General features: G+C 44.2%; 20 protein-coding genes. 19 read left to right on the forward strand and 1 reads right to left on the reverse strand.

Annotation, left to right across the window (positions count from 1 at the left end):
• The first annotated feature begins 109 nt into the window (after nucleotides 1–109).
• The 8 genes from EIZ58_RS05660 to EIZ58_RS05690 all read left to right on the forward strand — a co-directional run bounded on the left by EIZ58_RS05660 (nucleotide 110) and on the right by EIZ58_RS05690 (nucleotide 7,850).
• On the forward strand, nucleotides 110–1,216 hold the full coding sequence (locus EIZ58_RS05660) for a sensor histidine kinase (protein WP_167577516.1): 1,107 nt from the start codon (nucleotides 110–112) through the stop codon (nucleotides 1,214–1,216).
• A 216-nt stretch (nucleotides 1,217–1,432) separates the two neighbouring features.
• Entirely contained in the window at nucleotides 1,433–1,651 is a 219-nt protein-coding gene (locus tag EIZ58_RS05665) for a hypothetical protein (RefSeq protein WP_134699508.1), read from the forward strand.
• A gap of 16 nt (nucleotides 1,652–1,667) precedes the next feature.
• Nucleotides 1,668–2,117, forward strand: coding sequence for a GNAT family N-acetyltransferase (locus EIZ58_RS05670; RefSeq protein WP_134699509.1), 450 nt, complete (start codon nucleotides 1,668–1,670; stop codon nucleotides 2,115–2,117).
• A gap of 27 nt (nucleotides 2,118–2,144) precedes the next feature.
• Nucleotides 2,145–2,312 (forward strand): hypothetical protein, encoded by a 168-nt coding sequence (locus tag EIZ58_RS33130; RefSeq protein WP_167577517.1) that lies wholly within the window; start codon nucleotides 2,145–2,147, stop codon nucleotides 2,310–2,312.
• Between the two features lie 294 nt (nucleotides 2,313–2,606).
• Nucleotides 2,607–3,623: a TAXI family TRAP transporter solute-binding subunit gene (locus EIZ58_RS05675; protein WP_134699510.1), complete on the forward strand. Its 1,017-nt coding sequence runs from the start codon at nucleotides 2,607–2,609 to the stop codon at nucleotides 3,621–3,623.
• A gap of 69 nt (nucleotides 3,624–3,692) precedes the next feature.
• Nucleotides 3,693–5,609 (forward strand): TRAP transporter permease, encoded by a 1,917-nt coding sequence (locus EIZ58_RS05680; RefSeq protein ID WP_134699662.1) that lies wholly within the window; start codon nucleotides 3,693–3,695, stop codon nucleotides 5,607–5,609.
• A 67-nt stretch (nucleotides 5,610–5,676) separates the two neighbouring features.
• Nucleotides 5,677–6,948, forward strand: coding sequence for a sensor histidine kinase (locus tag EIZ58_RS05685; protein ID WP_134699511.1), 1,272 nt, complete (start codon nucleotides 5,677–5,679; stop codon nucleotides 6,946–6,948).
• Between the two features lie 2 nt (nucleotides 6,949–6,950).
• Nucleotides 6,951–7,850 (forward strand): response regulator, encoded by a 900-nt coding sequence (locus EIZ58_RS05690; protein ID WP_134699512.1) that lies wholly within the window; start codon nucleotides 6,951–6,953, stop codon nucleotides 7,848–7,850.
• A gap of 83 nt (nucleotides 7,851–7,933) precedes the next feature.
• Here EIZ58_RS05690 and EIZ58_RS05695 read toward each other — a convergent pair whose 3' ends face one another.
• Entirely contained in the window at nucleotides 7,934–9,340 is a 1,407-nt protein-coding gene (locus EIZ58_RS05695) for a sigma-54 interaction domain-containing protein (RefSeq protein WP_167577518.1), read from the reverse strand.
• Nucleotides 9,341–9,604: 264 nt separating this feature from the next.
• Between EIZ58_RS05695 and EIZ58_RS05700 the strand changes: the two genes are divergently transcribed.
• The 11 genes from EIZ58_RS05700 to EIZ58_RS05750 all read left to right on the forward strand — a co-directional run bounded on the left by EIZ58_RS05700 (nucleotide 9,605) and on the right by EIZ58_RS05750 (nucleotide 18,816).
• Nucleotides 9,605–10,288: a GntR family transcriptional regulator gene (locus tag EIZ58_RS05700; RefSeq protein WP_134699514.1), complete on the forward strand. Its 684-nt coding sequence runs from the start codon at nucleotides 9,605–9,607 to the stop codon at nucleotides 10,286–10,288.
• Nucleotides 10,285–11,808, forward strand: a complete 1,524-nt coding sequence (locus EIZ58_RS05705; protein WP_134699515.1) for an aldehyde dehydrogenase — start codon at nucleotides 10,285–10,287, stop codon at nucleotides 11,806–11,808. Before EIZ58_RS05700 ends, EIZ58_RS05705 begins: the two co-directional genes overlap by 4 nt.
• A 79-nt stretch (nucleotides 11,809–11,887) precedes the next feature.
• Nucleotides 11,888–13,084, forward strand: a complete 1,197-nt coding sequence (locus EIZ58_RS05710; RefSeq protein WP_134699516.1) for an LLM class flavin-dependent oxidoreductase — start codon at nucleotides 11,888–11,890, stop codon at nucleotides 13,082–13,084.
• Between the two features lie 51 nt (nucleotides 13,085–13,135).
• Nucleotides 13,136–13,549: a thioredoxin domain-containing protein gene (locus EIZ58_RS05715; protein WP_134699517.1), complete on the forward strand. Its 414-nt coding sequence runs from the start codon at nucleotides 13,136–13,138 to the stop codon at nucleotides 13,547–13,549.
• A 28-nt stretch (nucleotides 13,550–13,577) separates the two neighbouring features.
• Nucleotides 13,578–14,786 (forward strand): LLM class flavin-dependent oxidoreductase, encoded by a 1,209-nt coding sequence (locus EIZ58_RS05720; RefSeq protein ID WP_134699518.1) that lies wholly within the window; start codon nucleotides 13,578–13,580, stop codon nucleotides 14,784–14,786.
• A gap of 28 nt (nucleotides 14,787–14,814) precedes the next feature.
• Nucleotides 14,815–15,228 carry a thioredoxin domain-containing protein gene (locus EIZ58_RS05725; protein WP_134699519.1) on the forward strand — a complete coding sequence of 138 codons (414 nt, stop codon included), beginning with the start codon at nucleotides 14,815–14,817 and terminating at the stop codon, nucleotides 15,226–15,228.
• A gap of 27 nt (nucleotides 15,229–15,255) precedes the next feature.
• Complete coding sequence (locus EIZ58_RS05730; protein ID WP_134699520.1) at nucleotides 15,256–15,714, forward strand: PNPOx family protein; 459 nt, start codon at nucleotides 15,256–15,258, stop codon at nucleotides 15,712–15,714.
• Between the two features lie 86 nt (nucleotides 15,715–15,800).
• Nucleotides 15,801–16,187: a riboflavin kinase gene (locus EIZ58_RS05735; protein WP_134699521.1), complete on the forward strand. Its 387-nt coding sequence runs from the start codon at nucleotides 15,801–15,803 to the stop codon at nucleotides 16,185–16,187.
• Between the two features lie 16 nt (nucleotides 16,188–16,203).
• Nucleotides 16,204–16,791 carry a 3,4-dihydroxy-2-butanone-4-phosphate synthase gene (locus EIZ58_RS05740; protein WP_134699522.1) on the forward strand — a complete coding sequence of 196 codons (588 nt, stop codon included), beginning with the start codon at nucleotides 16,204–16,206 and terminating at the stop codon, nucleotides 16,789–16,791.
• Nucleotides 16,792–16,814: 23 nt separating this feature from the next.
• Nucleotides 16,815–17,951 (forward strand): CaiB/BaiF CoA transferase family protein, encoded by a 1,137-nt coding sequence (locus EIZ58_RS05745; RefSeq protein ID WP_483296321.1) that lies wholly within the window; start codon nucleotides 16,815–16,817, stop codon nucleotides 17,949–17,951.
• Nucleotides 17,952–18,195: 244 nt separating this feature from the next.
• Nucleotides 18,196–18,816 carry a LytS/YhcK type 5TM receptor domain-containing protein gene (locus EIZ58_RS05750; protein ID WP_134699523.1) on the forward strand — a complete coding sequence of 207 codons (621 nt, stop codon included), beginning with the start codon at nucleotides 18,196–18,198 and terminating at the stop codon, nucleotides 18,814–18,816.
• The last annotated feature ends 56 nt before the right edge of the window (nucleotides 18,817–18,872 follow it).

Raw genomic sequence — 18,872 nt, forward strand, 5'->3', positions numbered from 1 at the left:
TTAAGATAGGTCTGAATAGAGAACGAGGATAATGAATATGCACATCCCAGAGCTTAAAGCCATTTTAATACAAGAAATCCCTAGAATATTTCAAACTCATATAACAGATGTGAGTAGTCAAGATAAAAAGTTCCAAACTTTCTTTGATCAGCACCTTCATTGGATGAAGCCTGTAATTACAGGTTCCTTAGGTGGGATGATTGAGGCTTCCTTCATGAGTCATGAGGAATATCTTATTTTCCTTGATCAACTAAAGGAACAGAACCGCATCGTAGGCAGCACCTTTCTTCTTCAAGTACCTGAGCTATCCCCTAATGATGTTCTAGAATTAAACCAGAATCTATATTTTCATCTGATTAGCACTTGTGTACGCGTAACGGAAATGGAAAAGGTTTATACAGAGCTTAAATCACAAATCATTGAACGTTTATATATTACTTTTTCTACGTCCGACCATAGCTTTCTGCAAGGGTATCTCCAGCTAAAGGATAAGCAAGTTTTTGATCTGCATCAGCAGAAACTTTCCCTAGTCGGACAGATGGCAGCTGGAATGGCTCACGAAATTCGTAATCCGCTCACTTCCATTAAAGGATTTATCCAGTTGATTATGGAACAGCTTCGTTCGGAGAGGTTAGATAAGGATGATCTAAATTTTTACCTCAGTATATGCGAAGAACAAATGAACTCACTTGATTCCGTTGTCTCCAACTTTCTTTCATTGGTTCGTAATAAGTCAGGTAGATCCTCTGCTGAATGGTATACCTTGACCTCCGTTTTGGAGCGCATCCAGGTCCTTGCTCAATTCTATGCGCTTGAGAAGAGTGTGTCCTTTACCATTCATATACCCGAGTACGAAGTCAAGCTATTTGGATCCCCTAGTGATTTAGAGCAAATATCACTCAATATCATTCGCAATGCCATGGATGCTGTTTCTGCAGGTGGCCACGGAAAGGTACATCTGGAGGTATCACATCAAGCTGGTGAGCGGACAATCAAGTTCGTGTTTATAGATAATGGTCAGGGTATGTCACCTTCTGTTTTGGCTAAGGTTTGGAATCCCTTCTTTACAACGAAGGAATCGGGAACTGGATTGGGACTGGCCATCTGTCGCCAACTCACTGAAGAAATGGGAGGTACTCTGGAAATTCAATCGCTTGAAGGGAAAGGGACCGAAGTCACCCTTACTTTCCCAATAGAAGCAAAGGACCTTACATAAAAAACATCTTGTATAACAAGATGTTTTTTTACTGCAAAAAAACACATGTGGATCGCGTCTAATATGATATAGGCATATAAAAGGTTGGGATAATGATATGAATCCATATAAACTAGTCAAAAGCTATCAGCATGATTCCATTCTTAGGGAAAGCTTTAATGACCTTGCCAACAAGACTTTTGGCATCCACCTTGAAGATTGGTATCACAGGGGGTATTGGACCGAACGATATTGCTCCTATTCCTGCGAGATGGGGATCGAATGATTCGTTCGTTCCTAAATCAGCGTATCCAAGAAGTGGTACTGCACTTCACACCACCCGAGGACAGCAAAGGGTTTACTCACCGTGCCTTTCAAGGAAGTGAGGTACTGTTTGTTCGGGGAGATATTCAGCTGCCATCACTCCTTAAGCATCCAATTACCTCTCAAGCCTAAAGAAAGGTTGATACTAATGAATGAAACTATTATTCCAATGAGCATCGATTACTTAGATGAGTGTGTTAATCTTTATGTTGAAGTTTTTAATCGCAACCCCTGGAATGAAGCTTGGTCCTATGATACGGCCCATGAACGTCTTTCTGATCTCCTCTATACCCCTAAGTTTAAAGGATTTCTATTGCGAAGCCCTGAGAAGGCAATTGGTTTTATCGCTGGTCATTGCAAGTCTAGCTCCTTTGGAACCACCTTCTATTTAGCTGAAGTATGTATCTCTCATGAGTTTCAAGGCAAGGGGTATGGGTCCAAACTCCTTCGTTATCTCGAGATTGATCTACTAGATAAGAAGGTTAATAGTATATACTTACTTACTTCTACTGAAGGTAGCGTGGAAGAATTTTACCGAAGGAATATGTATATCCCTAATCCCGAGAGAATGGTAATGAAAAAAAAGCTAGGAAATTAACTTTGAGGATAGGGGTGGGGAATAAGCATGTCAAAAGGCGTCAAAAAATTTATGAAGCTATTTGCTAAAAACCTTAAAGAGTCAAGGGGACCTGGTCGATTTCAAGCCAATGGTATTGATATTGTGTGTGTACATTGCCAACATGATCTATTTGAGCAAGGGCAAGCACAGCTTAATACGGCCTTGCTTAGCTAGCTTTTTTAATCTTGACTTTGCTAATCGTTCAGCAATGACAATGACCTGTCACCGCTGTGGTTATGTTCACTGGTTTAATAAGGAGGTAACGAGGATCTATAATTAATTAACATAAGAGAAGGAAGGGAGCAGTGTAGATACTGCTCCTATTTTTATGTGAAAAATTTTTTCACATCACCATTTCGGAAAGTGTCGGATTTTATAGGGTGCTTTTAATATAGAAATATAAGAAATGTTCCTTAACTGAGGAAAAAGGGAGCGCTTTCTTTAACAAAGTCAGGGGGTTAAAGAGAAATGAAAAAAAATGGATTTAAATCTTTGGTCATGATGCTTGCTTTATCCGTATTTGCGGTAGGTTGCGGTGGACAGCCAGCACCAAAGGAGGGAGCAGCCCCAAAGGCACCTAGCCTAGGTGGAGCCTCTACACCTGATTCTATTATTATCGCAACAGGTGGAACATCTGGGACCTATTACCCGCTAGGTGGGGGTATGGCTCAGATCTTCTCCGAAAAAGCAGGCATTAATGCTTCCGCACAAAGCACCGGAGCATCCGTTGAAAACATGCGATTGATAAAGGACGGACAGGTGGAATTGGCGTTTACGCAAGGGGATATTGCCGACTATGCTTCTAAAGGCGAGATCATGTTTAAAGAGAGCGGAGCCATCCCAAACCTACAAGCTATAGCTTCATTATATAACGAAACGGTTCAGATCATCGTAGCTAAGGATAGCCCCATCCAGACCGTTGAGGATCTGAAGGGTAAGCGTGTTTCCGTAGGGGCGCCAGGTAGTGGAACTGAGGCGAATGCACAGCAAATTTTAGAGGCACACGGACTGAAGTTTGAGGATTTAGGTAAAGCAGACCGCCTAGCATTCGGTGAGTCTTCTAGCTTTATCCAAGATGGGACCTTGGATGCGGCATTCGTAACTGCTGGTACGCCAACAGCGGCAGTAAACGAGCTGGCAGCAACCAAAGGGGTGCGCGTGATCGGAATGGATGATGTCCATATCAAACAGATCGTGGAGAAGTATCCCTATTATGCAGAGCAAGTCATCCCAGCAGGTACCTACCCTGGATTTGAACAGGAAATGAAAACTGTAGCCGTAAAAGCTCAGCTTGTCGTGCGTGCTGAGTTAGATGAAGAAACTGTATATTCCCTAACAAAGTCTTTGTTCGAAAACTTAGACCAACTTAAAAGCGTTCACGCAAAAGCAGAACAGATCAAGCTTGAGACGACATTGGAAGGTGTTAGCCTAGAGCTTCATCCGGGTGCCAAGAGGTTCTTTGAGGAAATGGGGTTAAAGAAATAGAGGAGGAAATCCTCCTCTTTTTATGTACTAAACTTAAAGGAGTGAACGAGATTGTCAGACGACAAACAAATGCAGCAGTTGCTATCTAAATATGATAAAGAATCCAGTTACCGGAACCTGCTGGGAACAATGAGTTGGATTGTCTCCATTCTGGCGATCGGTTTTTCCATCTACCAGATTTATGTATCTATTTTTCCTCCCCCTCCAGCACAGCTTCATCGATCCATTCACTTAGCCTTTGCCCTTGGACTCATTTTTCTATTGTTTCCAGCTACGAAAAAAGGCGATCGAACAAGGGTTTCCTGGCAGGATGGAATCCTGTCTGTCGTATCAATGGCCGTCAGCTTGTACTGGGTATTTAACTATGAGTCTCTGTTTACTCGGGTTGGGAATTTCAATCAGACTGACCTAATCGTCGGTGGACTCGCGATTCTACTCGTGCTAGAGGCGGCTCGCCGAGTCGTAGGCATGCCTATTGTGGTCATCGCTGTTGTTTTTATGCTTTACGCCCTTTATGGAAAAGAGCTTCCCGGCTTTTTTGCCCATCGCGGGGTCTCGGTAGAACGGCTGATTAGCCATCAATTTTTCACCCTAGAAGGGATATTTGGAACTCCCCTAGCGGTTTCAGCTACCTTTATATTCTTATTCCTACTCTTCGGCGCTTTTCTTGAAAAAACCGGAGTCGGTGCGTATTTTAACGACTTAGCTCTTGTTGTTGCAGGAAAGCGGATTGGGGGACCCGCTAAAGTGGCGGTATTCTCGAGTGCACTTCAAGGGACGATAAGCGGAAGCTCAGTAGCGAACGTAGTTACCTCAGGGTCGTTTACCATCCCGATGATGAAGCGACTCGGATACCGCCCTGAATTTGCTGGCGCAGTCGAAGCAGCCTCCTCTACAGGGGGACAGATCATGCCACCCATCATGGGGGCGGCGGCCTTTCTGATGGCCGAATTCACAGGCATTCCTTATTGGGAGATTGCATTAGCAGCAGCCATTCCCGCTGTTCTCTACTTTACGGGGATTTGGATTATGGTTCACTTAGAAGCCAAGCGCTTAGGGCTTCGAGGATTAACCGAAGAAGAGCTTCCAGACCGAAAAGAAGTGTGGAAGAAGTCTTACCTTCTACTACCCATCATCGCGATTATTGCTTTCCTGATCATGGGGGTTTCCCCAATCCGCTCTGCCTTATATGCGATAGTAGTAGCCGTCATCGTGGGTTCTTTCCGCAAGGAAACGAGAATGTCTTTTAGGGATATTCTTCAAGCCCTTGAAACCGGGGCTCGATCTGCCTTAGGCGTAGCGGCGGCAACCGCCTGCGCAGGGATTATTGTGGGAGTTGTGACCTTGACTGGTGTGGGATTGAAGTTTGCTAATGGTTTATTGGACTTTTCAGGAGGGATCATTCTCTTAACCCTATTCTTGACGATGATTGCATCCATCCTCCTAGGAATGGGAACACCGACAACAGCCAATTATATTATCACTTCTACCATTGCGGCACCGGCTATTATTGCACTTGGGAAACCTGCTCTGGCCGCTCATATGTTTACGTTCTATTTTGGTATCGTAGCGGATATTACACCACCTGTGGCTTTGGCAGCTTTCGCCGCTTCGGGGATCGCTAAGTCGAAGCCTATGCTTACTGGTCTTAATTCCACAAAACTGGCGATAGCGGCGTTTATTATTCCTTATGTGTTTGTGATGTCTCCGGAGCTCTTGCTAATTGATGCGACTTGGAGTGAGGCATCCTGGGTCATTGCAACCTCCTTGCTTGGTATGATTGGGGTTAGTGCAGGACTTATCGGGTACGGATATCTCCCCATGGCTTGGTGGCAGCGTATTCTGACTGGCGGGGCAGGATTGCTGCTCATTGTTCCCGGTTTCATTACAGATCTATTAGGTGTCGGAACTCTTTTCACCATTTTTATGCTACAATGGATCAAAAGAAAAAAGAATAATGTTTCATCTACTTTAGATGCGGCATAGTTGGAGGGGAGCAGCGAACCAGCATGGTTGGCTGCTTCCTGCATAAATAAGGGGGATTAGGCAGTTTGTGCGTTCGCAACTCAGACCCATTTTACTTACCGCCTTCACAACGGTTCTTGCCGCTGAAGTGAGCATTAGTCCTTTTAGCGGAGACGCTTTTCGCTTTGGATTAGGGAGCAGCGTTTTATTATTGTCGCTTCTGCTTTTTCCTTATATCTCCTGGTTCTTAACCGGCTTGGTAACAAGCTCTTTGGTTTTAGTTTTTCGAGTGGGATTAGACCGTTTACTGGAATCGGAATCTTATTCTTTTTTATATAGCTTGCAAACCCATTTGCCCTCCGCATTCTATTATCTGATTTTTGCTGTAGGTCTACGTTTTATTCGAAGAGAAGATTCGGACTTTGTTCCTTTCCGTTTTGGAATTTTTATTGCCTTGGTCGACGTACTAGCCAATATGGCGGAATATTCTATTCGATACTTATTAGTAGACGGATTATACTTTCAATATGACGTAGTCTTATATTTTGCAAGTGTAGCTTTTTTTCGCAGTTACTTTATCCTAGGACTCTATAATAGTCTATCCATTCACCGTTTGAGGGCACTTCACGCTGAACAGAAGAAACGTATGGATCAAATGCTGCAAATTGGCTCTGGACTCTATGGAGAGACGTTGTATTTACAAAAATCGATGGATGACATCGAGCAAATTACGGCCAAAAGCTACCATCTTTATCGCAGGTTGAAGGAGTCGGGACAGTCTGAGCTAAGCTGGCAAGCCCTCGAGATCTCGCAACAAATTCATGAAGTAAAAAAAGATTCTCAACGTATCTTAGCTGGCTTGTCAAATCTCGTGGACCGAGAGACGGTGATGCGGATGAGCTTATCCCAAGTTCTTGAATTTGTATCCAAAGCGAATATGAAATATGCCGGGGTACTACGCAAAAACGTTACGATCTCCTATGAAGTCGAAGGAGATTATTCCACCATTCACTACGTACCGCTTCTAACGACATTAAACAACCTAGCTGCAAATGCGGTAGAAGCCATGGAGGACCAAGGAAGCATTATCATGCACATAAGAGCAGACGAGGAGACAACTCAGTTTGCAGTAGAGGATAATGGAGTCGGGATCATCCCAGAGGATCTGGGACTAGTATTTGAAGCAGGATTTACCACCAAATATAATGACAAAGGCGTGGCAGCTACTGGAATTGGACTGTCGCACGTTAGAGATATTGTTCAATCCTTCCATGGAGAAATTAGCATCGCCTCAAGAGCAGGAAGCACAAAATTCAACATTACGATACCCACTCAAGAGTTAAAGGAAGGAGGGGATTAGAAGTGAGCTTTAAAGTTCTGATCGTAGATGATGATCCCGTTTGCCGCCGAATGCTTACGCAGATCATCGAGGGAAACGAGGGCGGCTTGGTGGTAGGCACGGCTGAAAACGGGTGGGAAGCAATCTCTAAGGTGGAGGTAGAACAACCCGAAGTCGTCTTGATTGATTTATTAATGCCTGACTTAGATGGAATCGGCACAATCAAAGCGCTTAAAGAAAGAGGCTACCTCGGGAAATTTGTAATGCTTTCCCAAGTTGTTAATAAAGATATGGTTGGAGAAGCATATCAAATGGGCGTCGAGTTTTTTATTCATAAGCCAATTAACCGTATCGAAGTGACCAATGTGCTTCAAAGGGTAAAGGAGCACATGCATCTTCAGCGTTCGCTTTGGGCTATTAGGCAGTCACTAAGTGGTCTGGATTCTTTCTCGCCACCTGCTTCATCAACACCCAAGCATGTGACCGTTCGTGACGTCGTTGTATCCATCTTAAGCGACTTGGGCGTTGTTGGAGAAAGCGGCGGCGAGGAAATAATTGCTATGATGGAGGTGTTAGCCAAAAGGCAAGGAAACTCCTTGCCTCCGCTTAAAGATCTCTATGACATGATGGCCATGCGAACAAAATCCGACCCAACAGAGATTGCTCGAGAAGGCAAAGCGATAGAACAGCGCTTGCGTCGACTTGTTCTAACTTCCTTGTCCCATTTAGCCTCATTAGGGCTAACCGATTACACTCACCCTAAGTTTGAGCATTATGCGACTCGATACTTTGACTTTCACGAGGTTCGATTGGAGATGATCAGGATCGAAAAAGAGGGGGACCGCTCGGCGAAAGGCAAAGTGAATATCAAAAAGTTTCTTCAAGTCTTCTATCTGGATATGCTGGAAAAGATGGGGAGATAGGTATCAGGAAATGTAAAGCTGACCTTAGTAATCCTATAATAATTAATTTAACAAAAAATAGCTGGGGCTTACCCAGCCATTTTTTATAGATAGCATGCGATTTCTTTTTCGTATTTTTTCAGTTTTTCATAAAAGGACTGACGGGAGATGCCTAGCACTTTAATAGCTTTAGATTTATTGTTGTTCGAGCTTTTTAACGCTTTGACTAGAAGTGAAACTTCCAATTTCTTCACATTCTCAGCAAGATCCAAGGAGTCTAGTGGAAGGAGACTTAACTCATTTTCACTAGGTTTCAGGATAGTTACTTTCTCCAGTGCACGGTGTTCGAAGCCAATGGTAGCCTCAGGAAAATCAGCTAGTTGAATTTCGTGGCCTTGAGCAAGGACAAAGCCATGTTCCAGGATACTTTTTAATTCTCTTACGTTTCCTGGAAGAGGGTAGTTTAAAAGAAACTGCTGAGCTTCCTTGCTGATCGCGATGGTTCGATTATATTTATAGGAAAATTCCTTTAGGAAGTGGGTAATGAGCATGTCAATGTCCATTTTACGTTTCCGCAAGGGGGGGATGTTCAAGGAGATGCCATTAAGTCTATAAAATAAATCCTCTCTGAACTCTCCGTTTGCCATCATCTCCTCCAGGTTACGGTTGGTCGCCGCAATTACGCGAACGTCTAAGGGGATCATATCATTTCCACCCACTCTGACAATTTCTTTTTGCTGAAGAACGCGTAACAGCTTTGCTTGAAGATGATAGCTCATATCCCCAATTTCGTCGAGAAAAATGGTTCCCCCGTTAGCCAATTCAAACTTGCCTTTTTTCCCACTTCGCTTGGCTCCCGTAAAAGAACCTTCTTCGTAGCCGAACAACTCGCTTTCTAATAGCGCTTCAGGAATCGCTGCGCAATTGATCGTGACATAAGGCTTACCCATTCGGTGCGATAATGCATGGGTATTTTTTGCTATCAGTTCCTTACCTACACCACTTTCACCCCTAATCAAGACCGGGATATCGGTAGGAGCAACTTTGCTAAGCTTAGTTAATTCGTTCACAAGCGGGCTATCCTTGGAAACAATATAATCTTTCATTTCTGGCGGAAGGACCTTCGCGCGATGTAGTTCATTTTGCAAAAAATGAACATACTGGTTTAGGCTATCGAAGGAAACTTTTAATCTCTCGATTTCATTGTCATCCTTATGCGTAGAGACGGCACCCACAATTTCTCCGTTTATCCGAAGTGGGGAGGCATGGACGATGAAGTTTTTGTTTAATGCAAAATTATGGCGGTGAACCTGTGGAGTCCCTTTCAACGCATCGAGCAGGACAGAATTAGGAAGAAGCTCCGTTATATGCCTACCAATCCATTCTTCCCGCTTAATCTCCATATTTCTTTCAGCGGCTCGGTTAATAAAAACAAAATGCCCCTCCTTATCGACGATCTTAAGACCATCGTAGATGGCATCAAAAATGTTAGTTAGAAAGGACATATCCATTTCTAGGGTGTCAAGGGAAGAGAATATGATTAACACCACCTAAGCTCTATAATATTTTGAATTTAACATCTTATTTAAATATTATCAAAAGTATAGACAACTGTCTAGATATTAGACGATAATCTGAATGAAAGTATATGAAAAATAGACAAAAAGACCGAAAAAATCCAGTTATTAATATGGCACGAACCTTGCTATATAAAAGAGTGAGCAGTCGACAAGCTACTGTATACTCAACAGGAAGGGGGAGGGGAAGGTAGGAAAATGCAACAGCTTAGAAGAGAACATCCTTTATATGAACAAATCTATCAGGTTTTAGAACAAGCAATTCTCGAAGGAGAGTTCGCTTCTGGTGAAAGATTGATAGATACGAAGGTAGCTCAGGATTTTGGCGTTAGTCGAAGTCCGGTTCGAGAAGCATTCCGAAAGCTGGAAAGCAATGGACTATTGGTCAATAGGGAAGGAATCATTATGGTAGTATCTCCATCGCTTGAGGATGTATTGGAGTTGTATCAAGTCCGCGTGGGACTGGAGTCCGTGGCTGCCTATTGGGCAGCTCAGCATATGACTGCTGAAGAATTGAAGCGCTTGCAGTCTTTGCTTAAGGAGAGCGAGAAAGCTACGCAACAAAAGGATTTGACTAACATTATTTGCTTGAACACGCAATTTCATGAATCCATTATCTATAGTAGCGGCAACCTGCGATTAAGAGCGATGATGTCAAACATTCACTCTCTGATTAGGCTTTTTCGTAGCACTATTATTAAGCAATACAATCGGGGGGACAGCTTCCTATTGGAGCATTATGCAATTTTTCAGGCTCTAATCAACCGAGATCCTGAAAAAGCGGCTAAAGCAATGGAAACCCATATCTATCATGACATGGAACATTTTCGGCATTTCTATTTAAAAACGAAAAAAACCATACATAGGAGGTCTGAAGGATGAGTACGACAACCAAAACGAAATATGAGTTGCCCTTTACGGGTATTAAAGAATATAAAATGTTCATTAACAATGAATGGGTTGATAGTGTAACAGGTAAAACGCTAGAATCCGTCAACCCGTTCACGGGGCAAGTGTGGGCCATTGCGCCAGCGGGAGAGGCGGAGGATATTGATCTCGCTGTCCAGGCAGCTCAAGCTGCTTTTGAAGATAGCGAATGGTCGAGAATGACCGGCAGTCAGCGTGGCGCACTTCTGCGCAGGCTTGGTGACTTAATTGCTGAGAATGCTGAAAGGCTTGCAATCAGTGAAGTCGTAGATAATGGAAAGTTGATTCGAGAAATGCTCGGACAAGTGAAAAGCTTGCCGAATTGGTGCTACTATTTTGCCGGTTACGCCGACAAGATCACGGGGGAGACGATCCCTGTCGATGTACCGAACATGATTAACTATACGGTTCGTGAGCCATTAGGTGTCGTAGGAGCCATCGTACCTTGGAATTCCCCCTTGCTTCTGACGCTCTGGAAGCTCTGCCCTGCCTTGGCAGCGGGTAATACGATTGTCATCAAACCGTCAGAGGTAACTCCAGCTTCACTTCTAGAGCTGGCGACACTCGTGCAGGAAGCGGGATTCCCGCCAGGTGTAGTAAACGTGGTAACAGGTTTTGGTCACACCGCAGGAGCGGCCTTATCTACTCATCCGCTTGTTCGAAAAATAGCATTTACAGGCTCCACCGAAACAGGAAGACGGATTGTTAGAAGCTCTGCTGAGCATTTTTCCAAAGTATCACTGGAGCTTGGAGGAAAATCCCCTAATATCATCTTTGATGATGCAGACATGTCTAATGCAGTAAATGGCGTGCTGGCAGGGATTTTCGCTGCCACAGGACAAACCTGCATGGCTGGATCCCGGGTGCTGGTGCACAGCTCCATCTATGATCAGTTCGCTGATGCTCTTGTAAAGCGAACAAGCGAAATCCGCTTGGGTAATCCTTTGGACATGGAAACGGAAATGGGGACGGTTGCTTTTGAAGGACAACATCAGAAGGTACTTAGCTATATACAAATCGGTCTTGAAGAAGGCGCGACTCTCCTTCATGGTGGAAAGCGTCCGGTAACCAATGAGCTAAAGAATGGATTTTTCGTGGAGCCTACCATTTTTGGCGATGTGACGAATGATATGCGCATTGCGCGTGAAGAAATTTTTGGTCCGGTGGTTTGTCTCATTCGCTTTGATTCCGAAGAAGAGGCCGTCCGAATCGCGAACGATACACCATATGGACTTGCTTCTGCAGTATGGACGAAGGATGTTCAGCGCGCTCACCGCGTAGCAGCTAAGATCAAAGCAGGAACGGTTTGGATCAACAATTACCGTAAGGTGGCTACCGGCGTTCCGTTCGGAGGGTATAAAGCTAGCGGAATCGGCAGGGAGAACGGCTGGTATGCGATGCTCGAATATACCCAGGTCAAAAGCATCTGGGTGGATACAGGCAACGTGATTACTGATCCCTTCAAAATATTGTAAGTCCAACTTAGCTCGTAGAGGGGGAGTATTCCCCCTTTCTTTTCAAACATACCAGTTTTCTATTAAAGGGAGGCAATTGATGAGTCGTTTTGATGTATTTCGCGAAGCCGGTAACCCCATGTTTAATGACAACCAATTAAAGCTTGGAATCTTCGGTCCCAATGTGAACAATTCCTGCTCCATGACTTTAGCGGAAACTTCCTTTACTCCCGATTTCAAAACCAATGCCCAAATCGCCAAAATGATGGAGAATGCTGGATACGAATGCATTATTCCCGTTGCGCGCTGGCGCGGATTTGGCGGTCCGAGCAACTTTAATGGAAGATGTATGGAAACGTATACATGGGCAGCGGCCATGGCTGCGATAACGGAAAAAATCTATCTATTTTGCACTTCCCATGTTCCTACGATGCATCCGATTGTTGCATCCAAAATGATTTCGACTATCGATGATATCTCTCAGGGAAGAATCGGGCTCAACATTGTAAATGGCTGGTTCCCGAAAGAGCTTGAAATGTTTGGCGGGAAAAAGATGGAGCATGATAAAGGCTACCGCTACTCGACAGAATGGATTGAGGTCGTCTTGAAGATGTGGTCGGAACAGTACTTTGATCACAAGGGAGAATTCTTTGAAATTAAAGATGGCTGGCAGGAGCCTAAGCCTGTTCAGAGCCCTCGCCCCGTCCTGATCAACGCCGGATCATCCACGGCTGGAATGAATTTCGCTGCAAGATTTGCTGATTTCCACTTCTCATTCCTTGAAACATATGAGCAGGGTAGAAAATGGACGGAACATATGAAAAAACTGGCATGGGATGGATACCGCCGAGATATTAACACCTTTACGACCTCCTTCGTGGTATGCCGCCCAACAGAAAAAGAAGCATGGGACTTCTATAACCACTATGTTAGAGAGCAAGGCGATTATGAAGTTATGGAAATGATCTGCAGCCTCTTTAACATTGATGCAGCCTCCCAGTCTGAGGAATTCATGAAGAATTTTCGTGAGAATTTCATTGCTGGCTGGGGCGGATGGGCTCTCGTCGGTACACCTGAACAAGTGGCGGAGAATCTCGTAAACATTTCCAAGTCAGGTATATCAGGAACTTTACTATCTTTTGTTGATTATATGGAAGAAATGCCTTATTTCAATGAAACCGTTCTCCCTCTATTAGAGCAGGCTGGAGTCCGTCTTCCAAATCCGCAATCTCCTGCTAAAACAAAGCTTCAGCAGGAGATTGCTGGGCATAGAGAAGCAGCAGCGACAAGAGAATAGCTTGCAGTACTTTTAACTACCGGAATGAAAAGAAGGGATGGGAATCATCAGATGGTAAATTGGACGCTATTTGGCAAATCAGGAAATCCCAGTTATGAAGTCACAAAGGCATGGTTAAGAAATCATGGTATCCCCCATGATGATAAGAGCGTCTACCAAATGACGCGAGAGGAAATAGAAAAGCTAGCAAGTCAGGTTCCTGGAGGTGCTAAATCTCTTGTTTATCCGGATGGTTTCTCCTACGCGATGATGAATCCTCAACGGGCTGTCGATCGCGTGATCGTAGAAGAAATTCAGAGCGGGAGCTTATCGGAAAACGATATACTAGCCCGCCTGCAGCTCAGCCCCCATTTGATGATTACGCCTATTCTTACCAACGGAACCCAAGTCATAATCGGCTATCAATACGAAACCATGGTCTCAACCTTCCGTTTTGTCCAAGTCAGAGACGTGTACATGGCGTAAAAATATTTTAATAAATGGGGGATTTAAAATGAGCCGTTTTGAACTATTCCGTGAAGCAGGAAATCCAATGTTTAATGAAAATAAGTTGAAGTTGGGCATATTCGGTCCGAATGTGAATAACTCATGCTCCATGACGGTGGCCGATACAACTTTCAAACCCAACTTTGAAACCAATGTGAAAATTGCCAAAATGATGGAAGATGCCGGTTATGAGTGTATCGTTCCGGTTGCTCGATGGAGAGGCTTCGGAGGCCCGAGCAATTTCAATGGACAATGTATGGAAACGTATACATGGGCAGCAGCAATGGCAGCCGTAACAGAAAAAATTTATCTTTTCTGCACGTCTCATGTACCAACGATGCATCCAATCGTAGCGTCGAAGATGCTCTCCACTATCGATGACATTTCTCAAGGACGTATCGGGTTAAATACCGTGGTAGGTTGGTTCCCGAAGGAAATGGAAATGTTCAATGGCACCAAGATGGAGCATGACAAAGGCTACCGATACGCAACAGAATGGATGGAAGTCGTGCTGAAGATGTGGTCGGAGCAATACTTTGACCATAAGGGAGAGTTCTTTGAGATCAAGGACGGATGGCAGAGTCCGAAGCCCGTTCAGAACCCTCGCCCCGTCCTCATCAGCGCTGGAACCTCCAAGGCAGGGCGACAATTTGCAGCTCGCTTCTCGGACTTCAATTTCGGCTATATGGAATCTATCGAACACGGAAGAGACTGGACCAACTATATGCAGAAGCTGGCATGGGATGATTATCGCCGGGAAATCAATACCTTTACGACCAGCTTTGTCGTCTGCCGACCAACAGAGAAGGAAGCCAAAGAATTCTACGACTACTATGTAAGGGAACAAGGAGATTGGGAGGTAGCCAATATTATCTGCGATATGTTCGGTATGCAATCTTCCTCCAACTCCCATGAATTCTTGACAAAGGCTAGAGAGAATTTCATTGCCGGATGGGGCGGATGGTCTCTTGTCGGAACACCAGAACAAGTCGCAGAGGAAATGATTCGCATGACCAAGACCGGTATCTCCGGAACCCTTGTTTCGTTCCTGGATTATATGGAAGAAATGCCATACTTCAATCAAGAAGTTCTACCACTGCTTGAACAGGCAGGCATTCGGTTGCCCGTAAAGCAAGTGGCTCCTACTACAAACAAAACCGTAGAGAAAAGCTTGTTGGCTCATCTCGAAGTTGCTTCAGCTGCTGAAAATCAATAGGTAGGAATTATGAAAGGGGAAGATAAACATGGATAAGTGGACTCTGTATGGTAAAACGGGGAATCCCAGCTACGATGTAACGAAGGCTTGGATGAGTAATCATGGAATTCCCTTTGAAAATCAAAGTATTTATCGCATTACACGAGAAGAAATCGAAGGATTGGCAAAACTCATGCCTGGTGGCGCGAAATCCTTAGCTTACCCTACCCCATTCTCCTATGCCATGATGAACCCGCAGCGAGCATCGGAAAAGGATAACATTGAAGATATTCAAAACGGCTCCCTCCCCGAGGAGGAGGTCATTAATCGGCTTGCCCAACGGCCTTACCTTATCATTACTCCCATTCTAACGAATGGAAAGCAAGCTATTGTCGGGTATCAGTATGATACCATGGTCTCTACCTTCCGTTTTGTTAAAGTTAAGGGTGTAGAAATGGTGTAAACACTCCATCTTGAAAGGATGAAAGACATGAGCAAAGTTCTTGATCAATTAAGCGCAGAACTGATTAATACTCTGCAGGGCGAGAAAATTGTCTCCCTCATTACTAAGGACGCAGAGACAGGAGAACCTAATCTAGATGTGATCTCTTGGCTCCTAGCTAGTCCTAAGGGAGATCAGATCAGCTTTGCCGTAGGGCATAAAGCTTCCAGCGCCAAAAATATCGAGAAGTATCCTTCCATCATACTGGGAGTGATCGGAGCGGGCAGCTGTTATTCCATTAAGGGAACGGCTTTGGTATCCGACATCATCGAAAGAACTATGAAATATCGAGTGGTTACGGTAGATATTCAATCCGTAGAGGATGTGATCTTTTACGGTGGAAAAATAAGCATAGAGCCTGCATATGTAAAGACCTACAATGCAGATCTAGCTGAAAAATTAGATCATGAGGTCTACTGTCTGCTAAAAGAGTCATTTAGGGACTAACTAGCGTAGACATGAGATTCATAGAGAGGAGCTGCATCCCACGCAGACCTCTCTTTCTTCTACCCTAAAAAGAAAGGGCGTTGTCTATGAATCGGCAAGTAACATCCAAGGTTTTGCAAGGCTTGGTAGTGCATGGAGAAAAGCTGGGGAGGAAAATCGGCTTTCCCACGGCTAATCTATCCCCTATTGATCCTTTTGAATCGTTTCCCAAAGGAGTCTATGCCGTTCAGGTGAGACGAATGGAAAGACAGTACCAAGGGGTAATGAATATCGGTACAAGGCCAACCGTTGCACAGGACGAGCTTACAGTAGAAGTCCATATACTTGACTTTAATACAGAAATTTACGGAGAAACGCTGCAAATCGAAATTATACAATTCATTCGACATGAACAGAAGTTTAGTGGTCTCCCAGCTCTAAAACAACAAATCCAGAAAGATGTAAGCAAAGCAAGAGAATGCACTCACTTGTAAAGAGAGGGGTTTAGTCATGTCAGGAATGCCTGTTATTATCTTTGATGACCTTAACGGGAACATCGGGTATCTGATGGACCTTGCCATCAACGCAAGTCCGGAAACGGTTAATTTTATGATAAAAAAAGCAAAAGGCCTCGTATATGTCTGCATTCCAGAGCAACTGGCACTGCAGCTGCAGCTGCCATCGATGAAAGAATATCCTTTTCATCATTCAAGTAAAGATTTTACCGTTTCCGTTGATTATAAAACAACGACAACTGGCATCTCAGCTCACGAACGATCAGATACGATTAAAGCCTTTCTAGACCCTAGTACCACCGACGATGATTTTAAACGTCCTGGTCATGTTTTTCCTCTTATTAGCCACGGTATCCGTTCCGGAAAGGAATTTGGAATTGCCGAGGCAGCTGTTTCCTTGGCTCAGCTCTCTTGCAACGAATCGATAGCCTATGTCTGTGAGATCTTAAACGTTCGTGGAGAAGTCGCAGACTGGCCTGAGCTCCAGCAATTTAGTCAACAATATGGACTCAATATCATTTCTATGAGCGATATCCTTTTGATGAGAAGTAGACCGCAGATGAAAGGTGCTGCGATAGGATAGAATTCATGTTTGGAGGTCATGTAATGAAGCCAAAAGCACTAGAAGGATTAAAAATATTGGAAATGGGACAGCTGATCGCTGGCCCTTCGGCTGGCCGGTTGTTTGCTGAATTTGGTGCAGAAGTCATTAAAGTGGAAAGCCCTGACGGCGGAGACCCGATCAGGACCTGGCGTGTAGTGGAAAACGGAACAAGCCTATGGTGGCATGTCCAATCCAGGAATAAAAAGTCCATTGCCATTGATCTCCGCCATCCTGAAGGACAAGGATTAATTCGTCACTTCGCAAAAGAAGTGGACATCATCATCGAGAACTTCCGTCCAGGTACTCTAGAAAAATGGGGCCTTGGATACGAGCAACTGAGGGAACTCAACCCGGGACTTATCATGGTTCGAGTTTCCGGATATGGCCAAGACGGACCCTATCGCGATAAGCCTGGATTCGGCTCGATAGGGGAAGCGATGGGTGGCCTTCGTTATTTAACCGGGTACCCTGACCGCCCCCCAACCCGAGTCGGAATTAGCATCGGTGATTCAATCTCTTCCCTTTACGCCGTAATCGGAGTTATGATGGCCGTATACCATCGGGATGTGAAAGGAACAGGACAAGGTCAATGCATCGACGTAGCACTCTACGAATCGGTCTTTAGCTTTATGGAAAGCATGCTGCCCGAATATGATCGGACAGGGGTAATTAGGGAAAGAACAGGAAGCACACTCCCTGGTATTACACCCTCAAATACCTATCTATGCCGAGATGGAAAATATGTTGTGATTGGAGCAAATGGGGATGGTATATTCAGACGCCTCATGGTCGCCATTGGTCACTCAGAGCTCGCAAATGATTCTAGGTTCCAGAATAATGCCGCTCGCTCAAAATATGCAGCCCTTCTTGATTCCCTCATTGAGAAATGGACAATGAGATTAGATTTAAAAGACATCCTATCTATCTTGGATGAAGCAGGGGTTCCTTCCGGATCCATTTATTCCATTGAGGATATCGTCTCTGATCCTCACTATCAGGCAAGAGACATGATCCAAGAAATTGAAGTCGAAGGAATCGGTAAGCTAAAAGTGCCTGGAATCGTACCTAAATTGAGTAAAACGCCAGGCAGCCTTGAGTGGGCAGGCCAGGACTGGGACAGCACACAGTGGAAGTATTAAAAGCGACTTTAGCTCTGAACGATGAACAATTGGAATTCCTTCGAAAACAAGGAGTTATTTCAACATCTGGGTAAAGTTAATTGCTGGCTGTCGACAGTTATTCTATCGGCAGCTTGATCTCAACGACAACTTCTAGAATTTCCCATACCTTGATTTATTAGTTTGTTCACAAAACCTTCAACCCCAAAGGGAGAACAATCGTTTAAGATAGGTTTATAGAGCTCTGGGGAAAGGGAGGTTGATCATGACCGGCACGGCAAACTTACTTATTAATATCTCATTTGCCCTATTACCATTACTGTTTATCTTTTTCTGTTCTAAAGATTTTTCACTTCAAAGCACAAAACTTAGGCTGGGTATCGTCTGCTCTATTTCTATAGTTCTGTGCATGTTATATCCTTTTCATATCCTACCGGGCTATATCTTAGATCTCCGAACCATCCCGCTTTTCATCGCAATTCTTTACGGCGGTTATTTTTCAGGAGTGATTAGTACCTTGATCCTATACTTGTTTCGGTTTTACCTTGGGGGGGAAGGAGTCTGGAATGTCCTAATTGTCTACACCTCAATCGTTATTTTACTTTTCCTATTAGTATCCCATTTCCAGGTATGGAGCAAGTTCCAAAAAATAGTAAGCATTACTAGTATTGCGCTGGCTACTTCCATTCTCATGGTCATCAATACAAATTTCCGTGAAGGGCTGCCTCTAGATGTATTCGGAACCATCTGCTTATACATTTTGCTTCACGGGCTAGTGTCTTTCCTTTCCATATATACTATCGAAAAGGGAAGCGGAAAAAACACAAAGAAACCCTATTTAACGCGTTATAAACCTGACTATCCAATGCCTGTATTGGAGAAATAGAAAACAAAAGAAGCAGAGCGAATGCCTGCTTCTTTTAATTTTCTCTGAAATTACGG

This window comes from Ammoniphilus sp. YIM 78166 (assembly GCF_004522215.1).
In the GTDB taxonomy this organism is placed as follows: domain Bacteria; phylum Bacillota; class Bacilli; order Aneurinibacillales; family RAOX-1; genus YIM-78166.